Below are 22,106 nucleotides of genomic sequence, written 5' to 3'. Positions count from 1 at the left end.
AAGGACGATGTCGGCCTGCTCAAGAACGATGTCGCCGGACTGAAGGACGATGTCGGCCTGCTCAAGAACGACGTCGCCGGGCTGAAGGACGATGTCGCCGGGCTGAAGGACGATGTCGCCGGGCTGAAGGACGATGTCGCCGGACTGAAGGACGATGTCGGCCTGCTCAAGAACGATGTCACCGGACTGAAGGACGATGTCGGCCTGCTCAAGAACGATGTCGCCGGACTGAAGAACGATGTCGCCGGACTGAAGATCGATATGGCGGCCGTCAACGGCCGGATTGACGGCCTGACCCTTGCGCTCGAAGGGCTTCGCCAGGAAGTCCGTGAACGGATCGACAGCCTCCGGCACGAGTTCTTCGGGCGGCTTGAAGCGGTCGAGGGGCGCTTGGGCGGCCGCATTGCCGCCCTGAACGGTCAACTGGTCCTGATCAAGTGGTTCCTGGGTCTGCTCCTGGCGGCGACAATTCCGATCATGCTCGCACTACTCAGGATCGCGTTCGCATAGAGCCGGCACCAGCGGAACGGTCCGGTCACCAACCGGCAATCCTCCGCTACTGTTCGGCCATGCAGACGATCAGCCGACGACTCACACGCGCCTGTCTTCCTGCGGCCATCCTGGCCGCTACTGCCCTCCAGCCGGCAACGGCGCAGAAGGAGCCCCTGGAGCTTCACCACATCTACGGGCCGGACGCGCTCGACTTCTCGCCCGACCTGCCGCGAATCCGCTGGTTGCCCGGCGGCCAGGACTATCTGCAGGCAAAGGACGACGAGGACGCCGACGGCACGAGCTGGATGTTCGTCGACGCGGCGACCGGAGACGCGGAGCCGTTCTACGATCCGCGGCCTCTCGCTGAGGCCCTGGAAGGACAACTTCGACTGGACGGTGAGGACGCTGCCGCCAGGGCGCGGCCCGGGTCCCTGCGCCTTGCGCCGGACACCGACCGGCTCCTGCTCCAACTCGCCTCGGACCTGTTCGTCTGGGACTTCTCCGCCGAGACGCTGACGCGCCTCACTCACGGTCCGGAGGATGAGGAACTGGCTCGCTTCTCGCCCGACGGCCGCAGCGTCGCCTTTGTGCGCGACGCGGACCTGCACGTCGTGGATCTCGGAGGCAACGAGGTTCGCCTGACCACCGGCGGCGGCGAGAACACCCTGAACGGCAAGCTCGACTGGGTCTACCAGGAGGAGATCTACGGCCGCGGCAACTACCAGGCCCACTGGTGGAGTCGCGACAGCCGTCATATCGCTTTCCTGCAGAGCGACGAACGGGACGTGCCCCGCTTCACCGTGGTCGACCACGTCCCCTTCAGGCCGCCGCTCGAGGTCTACCCCTATCCCAAGGCCGGCGATCCGAACCCGCGCGTCCGACTGGGCGTCGCGAAGGCCAGCGGCGGGGACATCACCTGGATCGATCCAGGGCTCTACGGGCATGACGAGATCCTGATCGTCAATGTCGCGTTCTCGCCCGAAGGCCACGTCTGGTATCAGGTCCAGGATCGGCGGCAGACTTTCCTCGATCTGCACCGGGCCAACCCCGACACCGGCAAGTCGGAACGGGTGCTGCGGGAGGAGTCCCACGCCTGGGTCAACGTGCTCGGTCCGCCACGTTTCCTCGAGGATGGCGGCTTCCTCTGGCTCAGCGAACGGACCGGTTTCCAGCACCTCTACCGCTACGACCAGGAAGGCAAGCTGGTCAAGCCGCTCACCGAAGGACGCTGGGAAGTGCGTTCCCTGAACGCGGTGGACGAAGAGGCTGGAGCCGCCTACGTCTCGGGGACCTACCGCACGGTGATCGGTGCCGACGTGCTCCGGGTCGCTCTTGACGGTTCCGGCACGACGCTCCTGACCAGCGCCCCCGGCAGCCATCGCGCGAGCTTCCCGGAGGACGGGCCGATCGACCACTGGATCGCCACCTCGAGCGACCTCCACGCGCCGACGACGATGACCCTGAAGCGCGCGGCCGACGGCGAGACGGTCCGAGAACTCGGCGGCGGCGAGGTGCCGGATATCGAACGGTTTGACATCTCGCAGCCGGAACTCCTGACCATCGAGACCGGCGACGGCGTCGACCTGGCGGCGATGTTGATCCGGCCGCACGGCTTCGATCCCGACCGCGTCTACCCGGCCTGGGTGCACGTCTACGGCGGCCCCCACGCCCAGCAGGTCCGCGACGGCTGGCAGGGATCGCGCGGGATGTGGTTCCAGTACCTGGCCCAGCAGGGGATCGTCGTCCTCGTCGTCGACAACCGGATCGCCTCGGGCAAGGGTGTCGAGTCGACCTGGCCGGTGTACAGAAACTTCGGCGAGCAGGAACTTATCGACCTGGTCGAAGCCGTCGACTGGCTCGGCGCGAAGCCGTGGGTCGACGCGGAGCGGATCGGCCTCGACGGCTGGAGCTTCGGCGGCTACATGACGCTCTTCGCGCTCACCCGCTCCGACCGCTTCCGCGCGGGTATCGCCGGCGGCAGCGTCGTCGACTGGCGCGCCTACGACTCGATCTACACCGAGAGGTACATGTCGACACCGGACGACAACCCCGACGGCTACGACCGGACCTCGGTGCTCGAGACGGCCGGCGATCTCCACGGCGACCTGCTGATCATTCACGGCACGATGGACGACAACGTCCACATGCAGAACACCCTACAGATGGCCTGGAAGCTCCAGAAGGCCGGCAAGCCCTTCGAGATGATGCTCTACCCGAAGTCACGCCACGGCGTGACCGATCCCGACCTCTCGCTGCACCTGCGCGAGACGATGGCCCGCTTCATCCTGAGGACGATCGAGCCCTAGGGCCGCGCTAGTTCCGCCAGGCCCGCACGCTCAGCGCCAGCGTCGCGATCGTCCCCCAGGACAGCCCCACGACGACACCCGCGTCGAGGATGCCCCGCCACGGCTGGTCCAGCCGGTGGACGAGCACGATCAGCACCAGGATGCCGACGGTTCCGAACCAGACGCCGAGACGCTCGCGCCGCGTTCCTTCGAAGTAGCCGGCAGCGTAGAGGGGCGCCAACACAACTCGCAGCAGCGTCGGCTGCCTGCGGACCGTCATCGCGCGCTCCGCCACGCGCGGCGAGAACCGCAACTGGAAGCCGCGCAGCCCTTCCGACCAGGCCATGAAGGGGATGATCGCGAGCAGCGAAGCCCAGTGATACCAGGCGAACGGATGGTCGAACGCGGCGATGGAGATCCGGGCCAGCCGGTAGACCGCCCACACGAGCAGACCCACGATGCCGCCTACGGCCCAGAGGGCGCCGGCCGTCGCCACGGCGCGGCCGATGCCGGGCGCCTCGTCGTCGGCGGTTCCGGCTTCATTCATCCGATACGAGATCCCGCCGGCCCCGGTCGCTGGCCAGCGCCGCATGGTTCAGGATGTTGCGCGCCATGGACGACACCTGCGCGCCGGCGTTGGCCCGGTAGATGGCTGCCCGGGCCTCGTGGACTTCGACGTTCCCGGGAGACGCGTGCTGCACGGCTTCGATCAGGTGGCAGGCCACGGCGTGGTCGCCGCCCGACGAGGCAGCCAGCGCCCGCTCGATCACCCGATCGATCCCGCCTGCCAGTTCGACCCAGGCCTCGGCCTGCTCTTTCTTCGTCGCCGGCACGACGTTGTCGAACTCGCCGTCCCACCAGCCGCCGTAGCGCCGCCAGACCATCCGCACGAGGAAGCTCGGATCGTCGTACACCGGCTGCAGGTAGGGCTCGTCGGCGAGGTCGGCGGGAGGCTCCACCGCCTGGACCACCTGGTCGAGGCTCAGCCCCCGGTTCATCGCCGCCACGCTCTGTTCTTCGATCGAACGCAGGTACCGCGCCGTGCCGTCCAGTGCCCGGCGCACCCGGTCCGCGCCGAGGATCGGCAGGCCGTGCCCCGGGAGGAGGATCTCGGCACCGAGCGGCACCATCCGCTCCAGGCTGTCCGCCCAGTCGCCGACGTAGCGCTGCACCTTCTGCGGGGTGCCGGCGTTCGGCACCGCCCAGATGAACAGGTCGCCGGCGTGGAGAACGCGGCGCTCCGGAATCCAAGTCCAGGTGATGTCGTCCGTCTCGCCGCGGCCGTGGGTCAGCTCGAAGGTCAGCTCGCCGCGCCGGAAGGTCAGGTTGCTGCGGTAGAGGACATCCGGGTACCGGTAGCTGTCCGGCCAGCGGTAGTGAGGCGCGTCGATCGCGAACTGGCGACGGTTGATCGCCGTGTTCCAGCCGAGCGTCGCGCGGTAGCGGTCGAAGTGCGCCGGCACCCGCTCGTGGGCGTAGACCGTCGGCCGCGGCCACCCGCGCTCGTCCGCCTCCACGTCGAACGCAGTGACCGAGAACACGTGATCCACATGGTGGTGCGAGTAGATCGCGGCGACGACCGGCGTCTCGGGCCATACCCTTCTCGTTTCCTCGAAGCAGCGCTTCACGTCGAGCAGGTGGCCGGCGTCGAGCATCACCAGCCCGTCGCCGCTGTCGATGACGTAGAAGCCGGCGATGCCCTTGAAGCCGAGCAGACCGTCCGTGAGCCGGCAGGAGCCCGGGTAGTAGCGGTGAACCGGGTGGTGTTCGAACTGAAGGTCCAGTTCGCCGCGCCAGGCGCGCTCCGCCAGAGCGAGAAGACTCGGGTGCTGTTCGTCGGGCATGGGGAGCGGACGTTACCGCAGCGCGAGCGGCCGGCGGCCGAAGAACGCTGCTGTTAGCCTCCGTCCCGTGAAACGGAGCCTGCCCGCGACCGTGGGCCTGTTGGGTTTCCTCGCGGGCGCCCCCGTCGCCGGTCAGGAGCAGCCGGAAGCTGGCGCCGAGCGCCCGAGCATGGCCGCGACCCGCGTCGAACGGGGGCCGAACGTCGACGGCAACCTGAGCGACGCCGTCTGGGCCCAGGCGGAAGTCGGGACGAACTTCATCCAGCACGAACCGCTCGACGGCGTGCCGGCGACCGAACAGACGGAAGTTCGTGTCGTGTTCACCGACAGCACGATCTACTTCGGCATCACCGCCTTCGACGCGAACCCCGACGCGATCATCGCCAGGGAGATGGAGCGCGACAGCCGCATCTTCCAGGACGACTCGATCATCCTGTTGCTCGACACCTTCTACGATCGGCGCAACGCCTACGCTTTCGAGACGAACCTCAACGGCGCCCGCACCGACACCCTGGTCACCGACGAAGGTCGCGACCTGAACCTGGAGTGGGACGGCATCTGGCAGTCCGCCGCGCGGCGAACCGGCTTCGGCTGGACGGTGGAGATCGCGCTTCCCATCTCCACCCTCCGGTTCGATCCGGCCGCTCCGGCCTGGGGATTCAACGTGCAGCGCTACATCGCCCACAAGCGCGAGATGACCCACTGGTCGGGCCTGCCACGCGAGGTCGGCACGCTCGGGCAGGTCGGCTCCCAGGTCCTGCCCGTACACCGGGTGTCGATGGCGGGAGAACTCACCGGGCTCGCCGGGTTGTCTCAGTCAGCGCAACTTCAGATCAAGCCCTTCGTCATCGGTGACGTCAGCGAGGACCCGCGCCTCGACGTCGACCCGGCCTCCGACGGCGACTACGGTCTCGACCTGAAGTGGGGCGTCACCCGCTCTCTGGCGCTCGACCTGACCTACAACACGGACTTCGCCGAAGTCGAGGTCGACGAACTGCAGACGAACCTGACCCGGTTCTCGCTGTACTTCCCGGAGAAGCGCGACTTCTTTCTGGAGAACGCCGGCATCTTCGACTTCGGTCCTCCCCACCGGCTCTTCTACGAGCCTCCCGTGCTCAAGACCTTCTTCTCGCGCCGGGTCGGCCTGGACGAGGGGGAACAGGTCCCGATCGACTGGGGCGCCCGCCTGACCGGACGGGTCGGAGGCTGGAACCTCGGGGTTCTTCGGGTCGCGACTGCCGGAATCGCAAGAGACGACGGGCAGCTTCCGGCCAACGCGTTCACCGTCGCCCGCCTCAAGCGCAACGTGGGCCGGCGCTCGTCGGTCGGCGCGATGATCACCGAAACGGCGCCCGACGGCGCGGCGGCGAACCGGGTCGTCGGCGTCGACTTCGACTACAAGCCCACGTCCACGCTCGGCTTCGGCGGCTTCTGGACGAGTAGCGGCGCCAGCGAGGAAGCGGCCGGCGCCGGCGGATCCAGCGACTCCGGAGAGGCCGCCTACGGCTTCAACTTCGACTACCAGGGCCGCGAACTGACCGTCTACCTCGACGCTCAGGACATCGAAGAGGACTACCACCCCGCGGCAGGGTTCCTGCTGCGGAAGAACGTCCGTCACCTGAACCCGATGATCCAGTGGTTGCCTAGGATCGAACGAGGCTTCGTCCGGACCTGGTTCACGGAGATCAGGGCCGACTACTACGAGACCCTGGACGGGGGCGAGCTGGAATCCCGCCAGATCGAGATATCACCGATCGGCATGCGGACAACGAGCGAGGACCGTTGGCGGCTGGGCTATCTCCACGAGACTGAGAACCTGGTGGAACCCTTCGAAGTCTCGCCGGGAGTCGTGATTCCGCCCGGCTACTACGAATTCGACGCTCTGCGGTTCTCCATCTACAGCAACCAGAGCCGCTTCTTCGGCCTGCGCTCCCGCATCGCCGTCGGCGACTTCTACACCGGTACGCAAGTGTCCGGCCGCACCACGATCAACTTCAAGTTCTCGAAGCACATTCAGACCGAGACCCGATGGGTCTTCAACAACATCGAACTTCCCCAGGGCGCCTTCGACATCGGCCTCTACAGCCAGCTCGTGAACTTCACCTTCACGCCGAATCTGCGGCTCAACACGATCGTCCAGTACAACGATCTCTCCGGCGACCTCGGCACGAACATCCGCCTACACTGGATCTACAAGCCCGGCTCGGACCTGTTCGTCGTCTACAACGAGAACTGGATGGCCGAGGACCTGCGCTACCGCCAGAGCACGCACCGCCAGATCGCGGTGAAGTTCACCTATCTGATCCAGCCATGAGCATGTCGAGGCCGAGGCAGTTCGCCAGTGCACTTGCGCTCGCTTTCGTGGCAGCGGGGCCGGCCGCCGGCATCCAGGAAGCAGCGTCCGGCGCCGGGCGTCCGACGATGGCTGCCACCCGGGTCGAGCAGGGTCCCAACGTCGATGGCGACCTGAGCGACCGGGCCTGGCAGGTCTCCGACGTCGGCACCGACTTCATGCAGCACGAACCGCTCGACGGCGTGCCGGCGACCGAGCAGACGGAAGTGCGTGTCGTGTTCACGGACAGCACGATCTTCTTCGGCATCACCGCCTTCGACGCGGAGCCGGACGCGATCATCGCGAAGGAGATGGAGCGCGACAGCCGCATCTTCCAGGACGACTCGATCATCCTGCTCCTCGACACCTTCCACGACCGGCGGAACGCATACGCCTTCGAAACGAACCTGAACGGCGCAAGGACCGACACCCTGGTCACGGACGAAGGTCGCGACCTGAACCTGGAATGGGACGGCATCTGGTCCGTCGCGTCCCGGAAGACCGCTGCAGGGTGGACCACCGAGATCGCGATTCCCATCTCGACGCTCCGTTTCGATCCGGCCGCTCCGGCCTGGGGCTTCAACGTCCAGCGCTACATCGCCCACAAGCGCGAGATGACCCACTGGTCCGGTCTGCCGCGCGAAGTCAGTGTCCTCGGGCAGATCGGCTCCGAAGTCCAGCCCGTGCACCGGGTGTCCATGGCCGGAGAACTGACCGGGCTGACCGGACTCAGCCAGTCGGCGCAGCTTCAGATCAAGCCCTACGCCATCGGCGACGTCAGCGAGGATCCGCGCCTCGACCTGGACCCGGCCACCGACGGCGACTACGGTCTGGACCTGAAGTGGGGCGTCACCCGTTCCCTGGCCCTTGACCTGACCTACAACACGGACTTCGCCGAGGTCGAAGTCGATGAGCTGCAAACGAATCTCACCCGGTTCTCCCTCTACTTTCCCGAGAAGCGCGACTTCTTCCTCGAGAACGCGGGGATCTTCGACTTCGGCCCTCCTCACCGCCGTTTCTACGAACCGCCGGTGCTCAAGGCGTTCTTCTCACGACGGGTCGGTCTGGATGCGGGGCGGCAGGTACCGATCGACTGGGGGGCTCGCCTTACCGGGCGAGTGGGCGGCTGGGACATCGGCGTGCTGCGGGTCGCGACGGCCGGCCTCAAAAGGGACGATGGAACGTTGCCTCCGAACGCGTTCACGGTCGCCCGCCTGAAGCGCAACGTCGGCGAGCGGTCGTCGGTCGGCGCGATGCTCACCGAAGCGGCCCCGGACGGCGAACTCGCGAACCGGGTCGCGGGCGTCGACTTCGTCTACAAGCCGGACCCGAAGGTGATCTTCGGCGGCTTCTGGTCCAGCAGCGGCATCAGCGAGGAGCCGTCGGCCAGTTCCGGGAACGCCACGTCAGGCGATTTCGCCGACGCCGGTGAATCGGCCTACGGATTCAACTTCGATTACCAGGGCCGCAGCCTGACGGTGTTCCTGGACGCCCAGGAGATCGAAAAGGACTACGACCCCAGGGCCGGCTTCCTCCTGCGCCGGAACGTCCGCCATCTGAACCCGCTGATCCAGTGGCAGCCCCGGATCGAACGGGGTCCCGTCCGCGCCTGGTTCACTGAACTGTACGTCGACTACTACGAGACGCTCGACAACGGCGAGTTGGAAACCCGGCGGATCCAGTTCTCGCCCATCGGCATGCGAATGACCACCGAGGACCGGTGGCGGCTGGGCTACGTCAACGAAACGGAGAACCTGGTCGCGCCCTTCGAAGTGTCGCCGGGAGTCGTGATTCCGCCGGGGCGCTACGAGTTCGACACCATCGAGGTCGCCAGCTTTACCAACCAGAGCCGCCTGTTCGGCTTCCGCGGGCTGATCGGCACCGGCGACTTCTACAACGGTACCCAGACCTCCGGCCGCGTCACCTTCACTCTCCGCCTCTCGAAGAACCTGCAGACGGAAACCCGCTGGGTCTTCAACGACGTCGAACTCCCCCAGGGCGCGTTCGACGTCGGCCTCTACAGCCAGATCGTCAACTTCACGTTCACCCCGAACCTGCGCCTCAACACGGTCGTCCAGTACAACGATCTCTCCGGCGACCTCGGAACGAACATCCGCCTGCACTGGATCTACAAGCCGGGCTCCGACCTGTTCGTCGTCTACAACGAGAACTGGATGGCCGAGGACCTCCGCTACCGCCAGAGCACGCACCGCGAGATCGCGGTGAAGTTCACCTACCTGATCCAGCCGTAGCGCTAGGTCTTTGCCCAGTTGAAGGTGCGCACGAGATGCGTGTAGTCCGCGTGCCCGCGCGCGATCGTCGTGCTACCCAGGAAGTCCTCCCGGCCCAGCATCACCCGTAGCGGCCAGGGCTTGTCCTCGAGCCACCCCTCGTCCAGGTGGCTGTAGTCCTCCACCGGGCGCAGCGCCAGACGGGAGAACGTGATGTGCAGCACGACGCGCTCTCCGGGAATCGCGCGCGGGTAGTTGCCGTGCCAGATCGAACCGTCCCAGACCACGACGGAACCCGCCGGGCACTCCGTCGGAATCGCGCCGGGCTCGGTCGCGACTTCCTCCTCGTTCGGGTGGCGGCGCAGACGGTGGGTCCCCGGAATGACCTTGGTGCAGCCGCCGACCTCGGTGAACTCGTCGCATGCCCAGCACAGGGTCAGGAGCTGGTTGTGCACCGGGAACGGGGCCGGCAGCCAGTTCTGGTCCGCGTGCAAAGGCAGTTTCGCCGCGCCCAAAGGTCGGACGCTGCAGATCAACTGGGAGAGCAGGGCCCCCTTGCCGCACATGATCTCGACCAGGGCCTGGATCTTCGGCCGCAGGACGACATCCTCGAAGATCGGGTCACGGCCAAGCAGGAGCGCAGCCGACCGACCCTTCGCACGACCCTCCGTCTCCTCCGCCAGGCGCAGACAGGTTGCCCGCAAACGGTCGGTGAACTCGGGCGGCGCCACGTCGCGCAGAATCGTGTAGCCCTGTTCCTGCATGTCGTGGACGTTCTGCGCCATGTCGAGGCGCTCCACCTCCAAGGTGACGGCATCCGAGAGGTCGAACGGCTGCCGGGTCTCGGTCAGGCGATCCGGCGCGGACCGCGCCCTGGTACCGGCGTCCGGTCGTTCGAGCTGCGTGGTCGCGGCCTGCGCCATCGTCGAACCCTCCTCTCACTCGATATCGACGTTCGATCGGCCCCGATCGTAGCAGCCGGCACCGGCGCCACGCGGACCCCAACGAAGAAGAACACTTGGCCTATCTACGTTCTTGGGCTACACTCATGCAGCTTGCACGGCGCCGCGAGGCAGGCGACCGCCATACCGGCTAACGCCCCGCCACCCGCTCATAGCGGCCGCGACTCAGCTTCCCGAGACGTTCGCCACGTCGCACCGTCCTTCGGGGAGCGACAGAACTGCTAGCCGGCGGCGCCGGCGTATTCAAACGGGTCGAAACCCCACCGGAATGCCAGAAGCACAGAGCGAAAGTCCCACCAAGACCCCACCCGCGACCAAGGGCTCGCGGCCAGCTCGCCGCAGGCGGCGCGGCCGGCCACGCGGCAGAGGGCGCGGCGGGCGCACGGTCGCACTGCATCAGCGCAGCGCGTCCCACTTCCGGCCAGAGGACCGTGAAGAGGGACAGACTGTCTTCTCGAAGGGAGACATCAAGCTCGAGATCGACGGCGCAAGCGCCCGGATCCTGATCTCTCCACCGCCGATCGACGACGACGCTGCCGACTCGGATCCGAGTTCGAACGGTGTCGCCAACGTCGAGCTCGACTGGTCCAGGGTGCCTGACGAGCGCATTCTCCACGCGGTTTGCGGCTGCGACCAATTCGCCGCCGGCACTGCTTGCGGCCACATCTGGGCGTCCTTGCTGCAACTGGCCGCGAACGAGCCGAAGAAGCAGCCGTCGGGTTCAGGCCGCGTCTCGCTCCGCAAGACCCGACCGCCCAGAGTGTCGATCCCGGGATCGGCTCTGGACGCCGTGCAGCCCGCGAACGAAGATCCGGAGGGTGCTCCCCGTCCGGTCCGCCGCTCGCGTCGAAGCCGAAACCGGCGGCGGCGGAGAACCCCGGCTACAACGAGCTGGCGATCTGTCGTGGAAGCCGTGCGCCAGGACATCGACCGGCAGGCTCGACCCCGCAAGCGCGCGACCCCAAGGAACGCCCCGCCCCAGATCCACCTCCTGCTCAACGCCGCCACCAGCCGCAACGCCGGCGGCCTGATGATCGACATCTTCGGCCGCAAGCAGAACCCGCAGGGTGAGTTCGGCAAGTTGAAGCGGCTGAGCATCGACCACGCAAAGCTGGAGGAGCTGCTCGGACTCACGACGGACATGGCCGGCTCCGCGGTCAACGGATTGCCCCCCGTCACTGGACCCGCAATGGTCACTGCGCTACCGCCCGAAGTTCCGGCCCGCGCCAGCCGCAAGCGCAAGGGAGGCCGGGCCGCCCGAAAACCCGCCCGTCCGCTCGTACAGCGGGTCTACGTGCCAATGAACTGGACCGGCCCCCTGCTACCGCGGCTGAGCGCGGAAGGCCACCTCTACTGGTGGGATGGCCGCTCACTCGGCGATCCGCGACCGGTCACCATCGACGACGGGGAACCCTGGCGCCTGGCGCTGCAGTTGGAACTCGCGGCAGCCAGCCGGGTCCGGCTGAGAGGTCTGCTCAGGCGCGGCGACGAGACCGTGCCGCTGAGCCGGGCCGCACTCGTTCTTCCCCTCCCGGACGGTGCCGGAACGGCCCCTGACTCCGGTTCCAACGGGCAAGGCAACATGATGCTCCTGCTCGACGACGCGATCAGCCGCCTGGAACTCGACCCGATTCGCGATCAGCCGTGGTATGCGCTGCTCGGCGGGAGCGGCGAGCTCGTGATCCCCGACGAGGACCTCGAGGCTGCCGTGACCAGTCTGCTCGAGCTGCCCCGACTGCCGCCGCTCGAGCTTCCGGAGGAGGTCTACCTGTCGGAGGAGGAGCCGGTACCGCAGCCCCGCCTGGCACTCGAACCCGAGGACGCCCCCGAATGGATGAACCCGCAGCTCGAAGCCCGGCTCTCGTTCGGCTACGGCGGCCTCACCGTCGACGCCGGCGATCCGCGATCCGCGGTCGTCGACTGGGAAGAGCACCGTTTCGTTCGCCGCAACCTGGAGACGGAGCAGGACGCGCTGGTCCGGCTGCTTGAACTTGGTCTCAAGCCGGTCGCATCGAAGAGCGGCCACAGTCTGGAACTCGAACCGCGCGATCTGCCGGCGGTCGCCGAGCCGCTGCTCCTCGAAGGCTGGGAAGTCGAAGCGCACGGTGCCTCGATCCGATCGCCCAGCCCGCCGGCACTTCGCATCGAGAGCGGCGTCGACTGGTTCGAACTCAGCGGAGAGATCGACTTCGACGGCGATCAGATCGAGCTCTCAAAGATCCTCGCCGCGATCTCGGACGGCCGCCGCTCTGTCGACCTGAAGGACGGCTCGACCGGACTGCTCCCGGCCGCCTGGGTCGAGAACTACGGCTCTCTCAGCCAACTCGCCCAGGACTCGAACGAGGAGGGTCTGCGCTTCCTGCCGTCACAGGCGCTGCTGGTCGACGCCCTGCTGGCCGTTACGCCGCCGGTCAACGTAAGCAAGACGTTCGCCGAACTCCGCGAGAAGCTGGAGACGTTCTCCTCGATCCGACCCAAGAAGGAACCCCGCAGCTTCGTCGGCACGCTCCGGAAGTATCAACGACTCGGTCTGGGGTGGCTCTGCTTCCTGCGCGAGTTCGGCCTCGGCGGTGTGCTCGCCGACGACATGGGCCTGGGCAAGACGATTCAGGCGCTGGCCCTGCTGCGGATGTACCGCACGGCCTCGAAGACGACGAAGTTGCCGTATCTGGTTGTCGCACCGCGCAGCCTCGTCTACAACTGGATCGACGAGGCCTCCCGATTCACCCCCGACCTGAAGGTGCTCGAGTACGCGGGACGCGACCGGGAAGACCTTCGCGGCGAACTCGAAGCCGCCGACCTCGTGGTCACCACCTACGGCACGGTCCGCCGCGACATCGGCTATCTGGCCACGGTCGAGTTCGACACCGTGATCCTCGACGAGGCCCAGGCAATCAAGAACGCCGCCTCGCAGACGGCCAAGGCATGCCGCCTCCTCGTGGGGCAGAACCGCCTCGCGCTGACCGGCACGCCGATCGAGAACCACCTGGGCGAGCTGGGCTCGATCTTCGAGTTCCTCAACCCGGGACTGCTGGGCCGGCTGCCGGTCCTCGACGTGCTCGCCGGCGGCAGGGTGCCGAGCCAGAAGGAACTCGCCCTCGTCGCGAAGGGGCTGCGGCCGTTCATCCTCCGTCGCAGCAAGGAAGAGGTCCTCCCCGACCTGCCCGAGAAGACCGAACAGATCCTGCAGTGCACGCTGAATCCCAAGCAGCAGGACCTCTACGACCAGCTCCGCGCGAGCTATCGCGACAGCCTGCTCAAGCAGGTCGAGGACAAAGGAGTCGCCGGTTCCACGATGCAGGTGCTCGAGGCGTTGCTTCGGCTCCGCCAAGTGGCCTGTCACCCCGGGCTCATCGACGACTCGTGGGAAGAGGCCGGCAGCGCCAAGCTCGAATCCCTGTTCGAGCAGGTCTCCGAGGTCCTCGCCGAGGGCCACAAGTGCCTCGTGTTCTCCCAGTTCACGTCGCTGCTCGCCTACGTCCGCCGGCACCTCGAAGAGAACGACGTGCCCTACGCCTACCTCGACGGCCAGACGCGGAACCGCGGCGAAGTCGTCGAGCACTTCCAGACCGACCCGGACACGAACATCTTCCTGATCAGCCTCAAGGCCGGCGGCGTCGGCCTGAACCTCACCGCGGCCGGCTACGTCTTCCTGCTCGACCCGTGGTGGAACCCGGCGGTGGAGGCGCAGGCGATCGACCGCACGCACCGCATCGGCCAGACCCAGCCCGTGTTCGCCTACCGCCTGATCGCGCGCGACACGGTCGAAGAGAAGATGCTCGAACTCCAGCGCTCGAAGAGGAAGATCGCCGACGCGATCCTCGAAGGCAGCGGGTCGTCCCTGCGGGACTTGACCGCCGACGATCTGCGTCTGCTGCTGAGCTGAGGCCGGGCACCTCGGCCTCCAGATAGGGGCCTTCGGAACCCGAATCCGGGTTCCGAGGGCCTTTTGCGTCTATGTCAATGAACGTCGCTGCTGAACCGGCAGCGCGCTACTCACGACGCCACTGGGAACACGATGAAGCCCCTGAACCTGACTCACGACTTGCGCACCGCGCCCCGGGAAGCCGTTCGGTCCGGGCCGGGCACCGGCATCGGCAAGACCCCGCGACTCCGACTCGCCGAGCCTCCCCCGCGGACCCTTGAAGTGCACCTGGCGCACGCGCTCCGGATGCTCGGCTCCCACTCGGGGCCCCTGATCTCGATGCTGCGCTTCCGTAGGCACCCCGGCCCCTCCACCCGACGCCAGGTGCACCACAGCCACCGGGGGCGCAGGCCATGAACCGCCGGCGCCTCGCGATCGCGATCGTGACTCTGGCCGTCCTCGGCCCCCTGGCCGGCCTGATCTGGTTCGAGTCGAACCTCGAGGCAAGACGGTCTCAGCGACCCGAAGTCGGCATGTTGTTCCCCGCCCTGCCGGGCCTCGCCGACGGCGAGTCCCTACCGGCCTCTCCGGGCCGGCTTCGGGTCGTTACCTTCGCCAGGGCAGGTTGCGGAAACTGCGACCGCACGATCGGCGCCCTGCGAAGGGTCACGGCAAGCGGTGAAGGCGACTTCGACTTGATCGCGGTCGTCGCGGCCGCGCAAGCGACCGGGCTCGAGGACACCGCCGGCCTGTACTCGATCGCCGACCCGGACGCGTCGCTATCGAAGCGCTTCGGCGTCATCCACGTACCGCTCGTGTTCCTGGTCGACGAGCACTCCCGAGTCCGGGGCGTCACGACCGGCGAACGGCCCGAGGCCGCCTGGCGCTCCTTTCTGGGACTCGAGGGCGATGCGCTCTGATCGGTCGCGCGTGGCGCGCAATCGACGCCTTGCCGCGGCCGGGCTCATCCTCGCCGGCGGCCTGGTAGCCGTCGCCGTACGCGCCGTCGGCCCCACCCTGGACCGCATCGCGTGGGCATCCTCCCTCGACCCTTCGGCGCCCGGATCCGGCCAGGTGATTCGGCAGCAGAAGCGCTCCGACTGCGGCCCGGCCGCGCTCAAGATGATCCTCGAGCACCACGGCATCACCGGCGTCTCGCTCGCCGAACTCGAGTTCTCCACCGGCACCGGCCCGGACGGCACCAGCATGCTCGCCCTCAAGAAAACTGCCGAGGAGCGCGGTCTCGGCAGCCAGGGACTGCGCCTGCCGGTAGAGCGGCTGCACGACATTCCGATGCCCGCCATCGCTCATGTACACGGCGATCACTTCGTCGTCATTCGCAGCGCCGGACCGGAACTGGTCATCGACGATCCGTCCCTCGGCCGCCTGCGCATGAGCCGGAGCACGTTCGAGCGCTCCTGGGACGGCGTTCTCCTCGCCTTCACCGGCGGACCACCCTGATTCCGTGGACGGAACCGGAATCCGTCCATTCCACACAAGAAAACCGAAACCACCGAAAGGACGCCCCCACATGAAAACGCGAAAAGCCCTGCTGACCGTACTTCTGATGCTCGTCGCCGGCACCGCCGCCGCGATTCCCACAGCCACTGTCCCCACGGATCCGGCCCCGGTGCTGGTGGACCTTCTTGAGAGGCCCCCTGCTCCCTCGCGGCTCGGGTTCCCCGGGACCCAATCCGAAGTCCCGCCGCAGATCAGCATCTACATGCCGTGGCCCTGCGACGACGATCCGTTCGGCCCGATCTACATTCTCGGTCCGATGGGACCGACCACCGGCCCGTTCGATCCGACCAAGTGTCTTCCGCTCCCCTGGCCGTTTTAGTGGCTGCAAGAGAAAGGAACCAAATCAATGAAGAAACCTCTCCACAAGCTCGTCGCCTGCGTGGCACTTGCGCTGATCGCGCAGGTCGCAGCCGCCAGTACGCTGTCTCACGCGGACTTCCTCACTCCAGACTCGCCGCACGAAACCAGGGCCGACGTCGTCGTCCTGCCGCTAGCAACCCTCGAGGCCGTCAACGGTGCCGTGAACTGGCGCAAGGTCGGTTGTTGGACCGGCGTCGTTGCCGTCGCGGTCGGCGCCAGTCTGGCGGGTAGCCCCGCCGTCGGCGCCGGCGCATCGGCTGCGCTCGCCGTCGTCTGCCTGGCTCTCTACTAGCGGAACCGAGCGATCACCTACCACCACCACTGAACACTACGAACCCCGAGGACAACCTCTCATGAAACTACTCTCATCCATTGCCTTCGCCGCCTTGCTTGTTCCGGCATCACCCGGACTCGCATCGGCGCCGGACTCGCGCTCGTTCACAGATACGGCCATCAGTAGCAGCCTGCCTGCCGCACCTCAGTTCCACGGAGGCGCCGCCGGTCTGACGACTCTCAGTGCATACGACCTGGGGGCCCTCGCAGGGACGGGAGCCGCTACCGACTTCGCGTGCGGCTTCGCTGCCGGAGCTGGACTGGTCATGACGCTGAGCGGCGTCGCCGCACCCGTCGGCATCACGCTGGCTACCGTCGGATTCGCATGCGCTCTCTTCTCCTGAATCGACGCAACCATGACACCGGCACACTCGAATCACACCCAACGTAGAAAGGAAAAAAGCAAATGAACGACAAGGCCCTCCGTTTCATCCTGGTTTGCTTCATAGTTCTCGGCGTGGCATCGACGGCCACGGCTATGGAAGCGACGGCTGTGGCCAATCCCCAGGGCCACCTTCCGACCGAGGTCGACACACTGGGGGATGAACTGCTTCTTGCGACCGTAGGAGGCGAAGTCAGCATGATGTGCCTGGGAGCTGTTGCGGGAGCCACGGTGGCTGGCCTCGTCGTCGGGGCCGCTACTGGCGGAGCAGGACTCGCGCTTCTGGGCGCTTATGCGCCCCTGGCCGTAGTGCTCTGCGTCTAGGAAGACGCGGCAACTCCGGATAGCACTCGTCAGAGAGGTCGCGATGGCAACGTCAACAGGTCGGAAACCTCGGATGACCCGTTTGAGGTCGACGCTGTCGGCGCTACCATCGCGTGCCTCTCGCTCCGGCGTGTTACGGATTCGGCAGTGGAACGACAAACCGAACGGGTACGCCGCCGCCAACCACTCTTGCGGGGAGAACATCCCTAGGCCCTCTCTGCCCCGTACCCGTGCACGGTGCAAACTTGTTTGACGGACGCCACAAGAGCGCGGTAGCGTCCGTCTGTTGGTCGTCAGAGGCGCAGTGGGCCTGCGAGCCGGACCCCCTGCCGGACCTAGCCATCGCCCCTGGGCCTAGGGTCGCTCCCTTCGCCAGGCGAGTCGGTGGGGGGTCTCGTTTGTCCTGCGTGGAGCGGCCGATTCGGCCCGCCACCAGTCCCGGTGCCGGCCCACCCTTCCCGAGAACCGGCTAGAGCTACCCCGAGGACACGATGGCTACGTTGATGAACCCGGGCAGCCGGGTGAACGTTCTGCTGATCCTCGCGCGGCTGGCACTTCCGGACGCCCTGCGGCAGGCCAACCAGCAGATCGCGGTGACCGTCCTGGTCGCGGTCCTGTTCCTGGCGTTCGCGACCGCCGCCGCCCTCGGACTGCTTCCCGTTCTCTTCGCCATCGAGAGCGACGTCCTGCGGCGCAACCTGCTAAACACGATCGCCTGCTTCATCGTGGCGGTCGGGTTGCTCGCCCAGGTGGCCCTTCGAACGCCGGTCACGTGGCTGCTCGATCTGCAGGACCTGCTCCGCCTGCCAGTGGGCTTCCGGGACCTCTACGCTCTCCGTCTTGCTCTGAGCACGACGGGTTACTGGCTGTTCGTCCTGGGGCCCGTCGCCGCATATCTCACGATCGTGAGGTCGGGAGGGGTCGCGGGAGCGCCGGTGACGCTGCTGGCCATCCTGAGCCTGGTCTGGATCTTCGGCCGGGCTGCGGCGATCCTGTCCCTTCTCGCCAGCCGCTGGGTTGAAGGCCTGCTCGGCACGCTCGCCCTGCTGGCGGCCATGACGCTCGTCCAGATGGCGGTTCTCGCCGGTACGGCGGGCCTTGCAGGGGAGCTCAACACCGAGGGAGTTGTCCAAGCGATCGAAGACTCGGCCGGTCTGGGCGCTCTCGGTTACACGCCGCCAGGGCTCGTCGCCGGGATCGTCAATCAGCCCGGTTGGTCGGCGGCGAATCTGGGGAGGCTCGGAGGCCTGCTTGCCTCACTCGGTGCCCTGATCGTGCTGGAAAACCGGCTCCTGCTTCGCAGCTACCTGGAGCATCCCGGCGGTGACCGCCGCGCCGCCTCCCGGGTACTGCCTCTCGCACGACTGCTGCGTGGATCGAGCCGACTCGCCCCCGCGGGCATCCTTACGGTGCTCGAGACCGAGTGCCTCCTGCGCCTCAAACCAGCGCGCCTGGTACTGGCGATCGCGATCGCCTACGCCCTAGTCTGGCTCCCGATCGACGCCGGGCTGGCTATCGGCATGACGGGGATCTTCGTGGTGGCCTTCCACGGTTTTCGCGTCGAGAAGCAACCGCCGACCTGCTACGTCTGGCGGGAATCGCTCACCCTGCCTCTCTCCCTTCCCGAGGTCTTTCGGGCATCCGGGCGCGCTCCGAGCGTGGTGATCGCCTTCCTGGTCGCCTTCATCTTCGGGATGACGCTCTTCGACTGGTTCGGATGGCCGTTCTTCTTCGTGGCGGCCTGCCTGCTACTCGCGGCCATTCTCCTCGGCGACGCCGCGTACGGCCTCATCCAGCTCCACTGGCCCCAACGAAGTGCGGGGCCGACGGACAACCCGAACCCCGCAAAGTTCACCGCCTCCCTTCTGATTCCACAGCCGGCCCTTGCCCCTTGTTTCCTCTGCTTCGCCCTGTACACGCTCATCGAGCGGGAACGCGTCAGCGCTGCGACCGCCGGGCTCGTTGCGGCGGGGACGCTGCTCCTTGCCGTCGCGGCCGCGTACGCCTCCCGTCGTTGGCAGGAACACGTGCTCAACAGTCGAGGCCGTGAACTCCTGCTGGCGGACAAGGACGAGCCACGCTGAAGGCGGCGAACCCCACCCGGCCACCCGCAACCACAAGGAACACGTCAACTCATGGCAGCAATCAAGGCAAAGAACCTAACCCGATCATACGGCGGCAATGTCGTCGTCGATGGAGTCGATGTCGACGTCCGGGAAGGCCAGATCCTGGGGTTCGTCGGTCCCAACGGCGCTGGAAAGACGACGACCTGGTCGATGCTGACTGGAGTGGTCAAGCCCACGGCAGGCACGGTCCACCTGCTGGGCAGACCGGTCGACGTGAACGACACGGAACTCAAGCAGCAGCTCGGGATCGTGCCCGACCACAGCACCATGTTCGAGAGCCTGACCGGCGAGGAGCTGCTGTTGTCCTACGCCCGCATCTACGGTCTGAGCCGCGAGGACGCCGGGCAACGAACCGACGAAGCACTCGCCGTCTTCGACCTACAGGACGCCGCCAGGCGACCGATCACGACCTACTCGCACGGCATGAGGAAGAAGATCCGGCTGGCGGCAGCGACGCTTCACGCGCCGCGGGTCCTGTTCCTCGATGAACCGTTCGAGGGGATGGACGCCTTGAGCGCCCGGACCGTCATGTCGATCCTGCAGCAGATGGCCGAGCAGGGAGCAGCCATCTTCCTCACTTCCCACATGCTCGACTACGTCGAACGCGTGTCGAGCCACATCGCGGTCATTCGCGACGGCAAGGTCCTTCTGTCGTGCTCCCTGGAGGAGTTCCGCGAACTGCCCGACGCCGGGGGAGAAGACGGTGCCGGCCGGCTCGAGAACCTCATCCTCAGCATCTCCAGACGAGAGCGGTTTTCCCGTCTCTCGTGGATCGGCAACCGGAGCAAGACATGACCGCACACCAGCAGACCACCGACAACCCGCGCGAGACCGAGGCGACGGGCGACCGACCTCGAGCGGGCTGGCTCAACGCCCTTGTCGGAATCGTCATCTCGCCGCGGGCGAGCTTCGAGATCATCCGCCGGAACTCACCCTGGCTTCCGACTCTGCTCCTGGTACTGCTGGGCACGCTCGCGGTCGGCGAGTTGGGCCGGCCGTATCAGGAACGCGGCATGAGGGCCCAACTGGCCGAAGTGCTGCCCGGAGGCGCCGAGCAGGCCGACCTGCTGATGGCAACAGCAGAACAGGCGGGGCCGGTCGCACTCTGGACCGGGCGCGCCGTAGCCGGGGTCACCTTCGCGGTCGTCCTGCTGATCCAGACCCTGCTCCTGTGGCTCCTCGCGCTGGCCTTCCAGGGTCAGGCGCGCTTCCCGCAAGCACTGTCGCTGATGGTCCACCTCAAGCTGATCCTCCTGGTTCAGGGGTTCGCCACGTTCCTCATCGCCAGTCTGAGGGGGCTGGATGCCGTCCAATCGATGGAGGACGCGCAGCCGGTCCCGGGCCTCAACCTGCTGCTGGCAGGAGACAGCGTTGCTCTCAATGTGGTGTGGGCAAGCCTCAATCCCTTCACGCTGTGGTTCCTGTGCCTGCTCGGTCTGGGCGCGGCGTCGGTCCTGGGGCTGCCCCAGCGAAAGGCCTACCTGCTCGCCGGTGTCTACTGGGCGGCAACGACGGCATTCGCGACTGCCCTCGCAGGCGTCGGAGCCGCAGTCATGCCCGGCTAGCCGCACAGCCGCCACGACGGATGAGGCTGGCGATCGCGGGACTCCATGTGGAGCGCCTTCCGGCCTCATAAGTAAGCACCCTCAAATCGTTTGACGCATCAGAGGCTCGCACGGTAACTTCCGTGCGTTGGTCGTCGGTGTGTAGTGGGCCTGCGAGCCGGGTCCCCTGCTGAATACAACAGCCGACAAACGGCGCGGGGTCGCTCCCGGCGTCCGGTGAATAAGCAGGCGTACGTGCCCACTGTGCATGGCGACCAACAAGGCCCGGCGCCATCCCTCCATCGGGCCGCGTTGGTTCGAAGATGTCACCGGCACCGGCTGCTGCCGCCGATGCTGGTATAACGAGAACACTCGCCAGTCCGTCCAGGAGGAGGCACACGATGCAGACCAGGGTTCTTCCAGCCGTCGCCGCGGCAGCCGCCATCGTTCTTCTCGCGACCCCGGCCGCGACAGCTACTGACGACGACGCGATTCCACGCACGCCCTCGGGACGCCCCGACCTCACCGGCACCTATGACGTCGCAACGCTGACGCCGCTCAGCCGGCCCCGGGAGTTCGGAGACAACGCATTCCTGACGCCCGAGCAGGCCGACGAGATCGTTGAGAGGGAGAGGCAGCGAGTGGCCGCGCGCGCCGCCGTGCGTCAGATCACCGAGGCGCCTCCCCCAGGCGGCGCGCCGCCGATCGGACTCGGCGACGAGTTCCGCGAGCGAAGCGGCGCCGGCAACGTAGGCGGCTACAACAACTTCTGGACCGACCGCGGCAGCGACGTGTTCTCGATCGACGGAAAGTTCCGGACGTCGATCATCGTCGATCCGCCGAACGGACGAATGCCCGCTCTCACCGCCGAGACGATGCAGCGGATGTCCGAGCAGCGCGGCCGGCGCCGCGGCAACGACGGCACCGCCTGGTGGCTGGACGTCGAGGGGCCCGGGCCATACGACGGGCCGGAGTCCCTGGGCGTACCCGAGCGCTGCCTGATCGGTTTCGGTTCAACCGGCGGACCGCCGATGCTGCCGACGCTCTACAACAACGCGAAGCGGATCGTGCAGACCGAGAACCACGTGATGATCCTGATCGAGATGGTGCACGACGCACGAATCGTGCGCATCGGCGGCGAGCACGCACCTGCGGGCGAACGCCGCTGGCTCGGCGACTCGATCGGCTGGTGGGAAGGCGACACGCTCGTGGTCGAAACGACGAACTTCATCGACCGGCCGGCGCTCTTCCTGGCCTCACGGAATCTCAAGGTGACCGAGCGATTCACTCGCGTCAACGCCGACGACCTGCTCTACGGCTTCACGGTCGAGGACCCCACGATCTGGACCGCACCCTGGAGCGGTGAGTACCTATGGCCAGGCATTGCCGGCAACGTCTACGAGTACGCCTGCCACGAGGGGAACTACTCGATGGGCGGCATTCTCAAGGGCGCGCGGCTACTGGAAGACGAGGCGCGAAGCGCCGCGAGCAGCGGCGGCGAGTAG

18 protein-coding genes are annotated in these 22,106 nt (G+C 67.0%); 15 read left to right on the top strand and 3 right to left on the bottom strand.

The features are described 5' to 3' along the window. Positions 1-510 (top strand): hypothetical protein (locus OXG83_14385; protein MCY3966220.1); only part of this gene is annotated, 510 nt, incomplete at its 5' end. Between the two features lie 59 nt (positions 511-569). Continuing rightward, the gene (locus tag OXG83_14380) at positions 570-2,798 is read left to right on the top strand and encodes a DPP IV N-terminal domain-containing protein (GenBank protein ID MCY3966219.1); all 2,229 of its coding nucleotides are present in this window, start codon (positions 570-572) and stop codon (positions 2,796-2,798) included. A 7-nt stretch (positions 2,799-2,805) separates the two neighbouring features. Here OXG83_14380 and OXG83_14375 read toward each other — a convergent pair whose 3' ends face one another. Both OXG83_14375 and OXG83_14370 read right to left on the bottom strand, forming a co-directional pair. After that, positions 2,806-3,324 carry a hypothetical protein gene (locus tag OXG83_14375; protein ID MCY3966218.1) on the bottom strand — a complete coding sequence of 173 codons (519 nt, stop codon included), beginning with the start codon at positions 3,322-3,324 and terminating at the stop codon, positions 2,806-2,808. Continuing rightward, positions 3,317-4,621, bottom strand: coding sequence for an MBL fold metallo-hydrolase (locus tag OXG83_14370; GenBank protein ID MCY3966217.1), 1,305 nt, complete (start codon positions 4,619-4,621; stop codon positions 3,317-3,319). Before OXG83_14370 ends, OXG83_14375 begins: the two co-directional genes overlap by 8 nt. A gap of 67 nt (positions 4,622-4,688) precedes the next feature. Between OXG83_14370 and OXG83_14365 the strand changes: the two genes are divergently transcribed. Continuing rightward, positions 4,689-6,935: a DUF5916 domain-containing protein gene (locus OXG83_14365; GenBank protein ID MCY3966216.1), complete on the top strand. Its 2,247-nt coding sequence runs from the start codon at positions 4,689-4,691 to the stop codon at positions 6,933-6,935. Between the two features lie 2 nt (positions 6,936-6,937). Beyond that, the gene (locus tag OXG83_14360; protein MCY3966215.1) at positions 6,938-9,205 is read left to right on the top strand and encodes a DUF5916 domain-containing protein; all 2,268 of its coding nucleotides are present in this window, start codon (positions 6,938-6,940) and stop codon (positions 9,203-9,205) included. Positions 9,206-9,207: 2 nt separating this feature from the next. Here the strand turns inward: OXG83_14360 and OXG83_14355 are convergent, their stop codons facing one another. Beyond that, entirely contained in the window at positions 9,208-10,107 is a 900-nt protein-coding gene (locus tag OXG83_14355) for a phytanoyl-CoA dioxygenase family protein (protein ID MCY3966214.1), read from the bottom strand. 943 nt (positions 10,108-11,050) lie between these two features. On the opposite strand from OXG83_14355, the gene OXG83_14350 reads away from it, so the two are divergent. The 11 genes from OXG83_14350 to OXG83_14300 all read left to right on the top strand — a co-directional run bounded on the left by OXG83_14350 (position 11,051) and on the right by OXG83_14300 (position 22,106). Next, complete coding sequence (locus OXG83_14350; protein ID MCY3966213.1) at positions 11,051-14,032, top strand: DEAD/DEAH box helicase; 2,982 nt, start codon at positions 11,051-11,053, stop codon at positions 14,030-14,032. A gap of 132 nt (positions 14,033-14,164) precedes the next feature. Further along, positions 14,165-14,428: a hypothetical protein gene (locus OXG83_14345; GenBank protein ID MCY3966212.1), complete on the top strand. Its 264-nt coding sequence runs from the start codon at positions 14,165-14,167 to the stop codon at positions 14,426-14,428. Further along, a complete protein-coding gene (locus OXG83_14340; GenBank protein ID MCY3966211.1) occupies positions 14,425-14,931 on the top strand; it encodes a redoxin family protein in 507 nt (168 codons plus the stop codon). Before OXG83_14345 ends, OXG83_14340 begins: the two co-directional genes overlap by 4 nt. Next, complete coding sequence (locus OXG83_14335) at positions 14,921-15,472, top strand: cysteine peptidase family C39 domain-containing protein (GenBank protein ID MCY3966210.1); 552 nt, start codon at positions 14,921-14,923, stop codon at positions 15,470-15,472. Before OXG83_14340 ends, OXG83_14335 begins: the two co-directional genes overlap by 11 nt. 70 nt (positions 15,473-15,542) lie before the next feature. Further along, the gene (locus tag OXG83_14330) at positions 15,543-15,851 is read left to right on the top strand and encodes a hypothetical protein (GenBank protein ID MCY3966209.1); all 309 of its coding nucleotides are present in this window, start codon (positions 15,543-15,545) and stop codon (positions 15,849-15,851) included. A 27-nt stretch (positions 15,852-15,878) separates the two neighbouring features. Next, positions 15,879-16,184 carry a hypothetical protein gene (locus OXG83_14325; GenBank protein MCY3966208.1) on the top strand — a complete coding sequence of 102 codons (306 nt, stop codon included), beginning with the start codon at positions 15,879-15,881 and terminating at the stop codon, positions 16,182-16,184. Between the two features lie 447 nt (positions 16,185-16,631). Next, a complete protein-coding gene (locus OXG83_14320) occupies positions 16,632-16,931 on the top strand; it encodes a hypothetical protein (GenBank protein ID MCY3966207.1) in 300 nt (99 codons plus the stop codon). A gap of 491 nt (positions 16,932-17,422) precedes the next feature. Further along, a complete protein-coding gene (locus OXG83_14315) occupies positions 17,423-19,015 on the top strand; it encodes a hypothetical protein (protein ID MCY3966206.1) in 1,593 nt (530 codons plus the stop codon). A gap of 51 nt (positions 19,016-19,066) precedes the next feature. After that, on the top strand, positions 19,067-19,852 hold the full coding sequence (locus OXG83_14310) for an ABC transporter ATP-binding protein (GenBank protein MCY3966205.1): 786 nt from the start codon (positions 19,067-19,069) through the stop codon (positions 19,850-19,852). Next, positions 19,849-20,622 (top strand): YIP1 family protein, encoded by a 774-nt coding sequence (locus OXG83_14305; protein ID MCY3966204.1) that lies wholly within the window; start codon positions 19,849-19,851, stop codon positions 20,620-20,622. The genes OXG83_14310 and OXG83_14305 overlap by 4 nt, the downstream gene beginning before the upstream one ends. A 380-nt stretch (positions 20,623-21,002) precedes the next feature. Beyond that, on the top strand, positions 21,003-22,106 hold the full coding sequence (locus OXG83_14300; GenBank protein MCY3966203.1) for a hypothetical protein: 1,104 nt from the start codon (positions 21,003-21,005) through the stop codon (positions 22,104-22,106).

The organism is Acidobacteriota bacterium, from assembly GCA_026707545.1.
In the GTDB taxonomy this organism is placed as follows: domain Bacteria; phylum Acidobacteriota; class Thermoanaerobaculia; order Multivoradales; family Multivoraceae; genus Multivorans.
Note: the sequence above shows the minus strand (reverse complement) of the source record. Positions and strands in the feature narration are given on the sequence as shown.

Bases quoted from the DNA above. Each gene is read 5' to 3' on its own strand.
- OXG83_14380 (MCY3966219.1), top strand. From the start codon at position 570: ATGCAGACGATCAGCCGACGACTCACACGCGCCTGTCTTCCTGCGGCC.
- OXG83_14375 (MCY3966218.1), bottom strand. From the start codon at position 3,324: ATGAATGAAGCCGGAACCGCCGACGACGAGGCGCCCGGCATCGGCCGC.
- OXG83_14370 (MCY3966217.1), bottom strand. From the start codon at position 4,621: ATGCCCGACGAACAGCACCCGAGTCTTCTCGCTCTGGCGGAGCGCGCC.
- OXG83_14360 (MCY3966215.1), top strand. From the start codon at position 6,938: ATGTCGAGGCCGAGGCAGTTCGCCAGTGCACTTGCGCTCGCTTTCGTG.
- OXG83_14355 (MCY3966214.1), bottom strand. From the start codon at position 10,107: ATGGCGCAGGCCGCGACCACGCAGCTCGAACGACCGGACGCCGGTACC.
- OXG83_14345 (MCY3966212.1), top strand. From the start codon at position 14,165: ATGAAGCCCCTGAACCTGACTCACGACTTGCGCACCGCGCCCCGGGAA.
- OXG83_14340 (MCY3966211.1), top strand. From the start codon at position 14,425: ATGAACCGCCGGCGCCTCGCGATCGCGATCGTGACTCTGGCCGTCCTC.
- OXG83_14335 (MCY3966210.1), top strand. From the start codon at position 14,921: ATGCGCTCTGATCGGTCGCGCGTGGCGCGCAATCGACGCCTTGCCGCG.
- OXG83_14330 (MCY3966209.1), top strand. From the start codon at position 15,543: ATGAAAACGCGAAAAGCCCTGCTGACCGTACTTCTGATGCTCGTCGCC.
- OXG83_14325 (MCY3966208.1), top strand. From the start codon at position 15,879: ATGAAGAAACCTCTCCACAAGCTCGTCGCCTGCGTGGCACTTGCGCTG.
- OXG83_14320 (MCY3966207.1), top strand. From the start codon at position 16,632: ATGAACGACAAGGCCCTCCGTTTCATCCTGGTTTGCTTCATAGTTCTC.
- OXG83_14315 (MCY3966206.1), top strand. From the start codon at position 17,423: ATGGCTACGTTGATGAACCCGGGCAGCCGGGTGAACGTTCTGCTGATC.
- OXG83_14310 (MCY3966205.1), top strand. From the start codon at position 19,067: ATGGCAGCAATCAAGGCAAAGAACCTAACCCGATCATACGGCGGCAAT.
- OXG83_14305 (MCY3966204.1), top strand. From the start codon at position 19,849: ATGACCGCACACCAGCAGACCACCGACAACCCGCGCGAGACCGAGGCG.
- OXG83_14300 (MCY3966203.1), top strand. From the start codon at position 21,003: ATGCAGACCAGGGTTCTTCCAGCCGTCGCCGCGGCAGCCGCCATCGTT.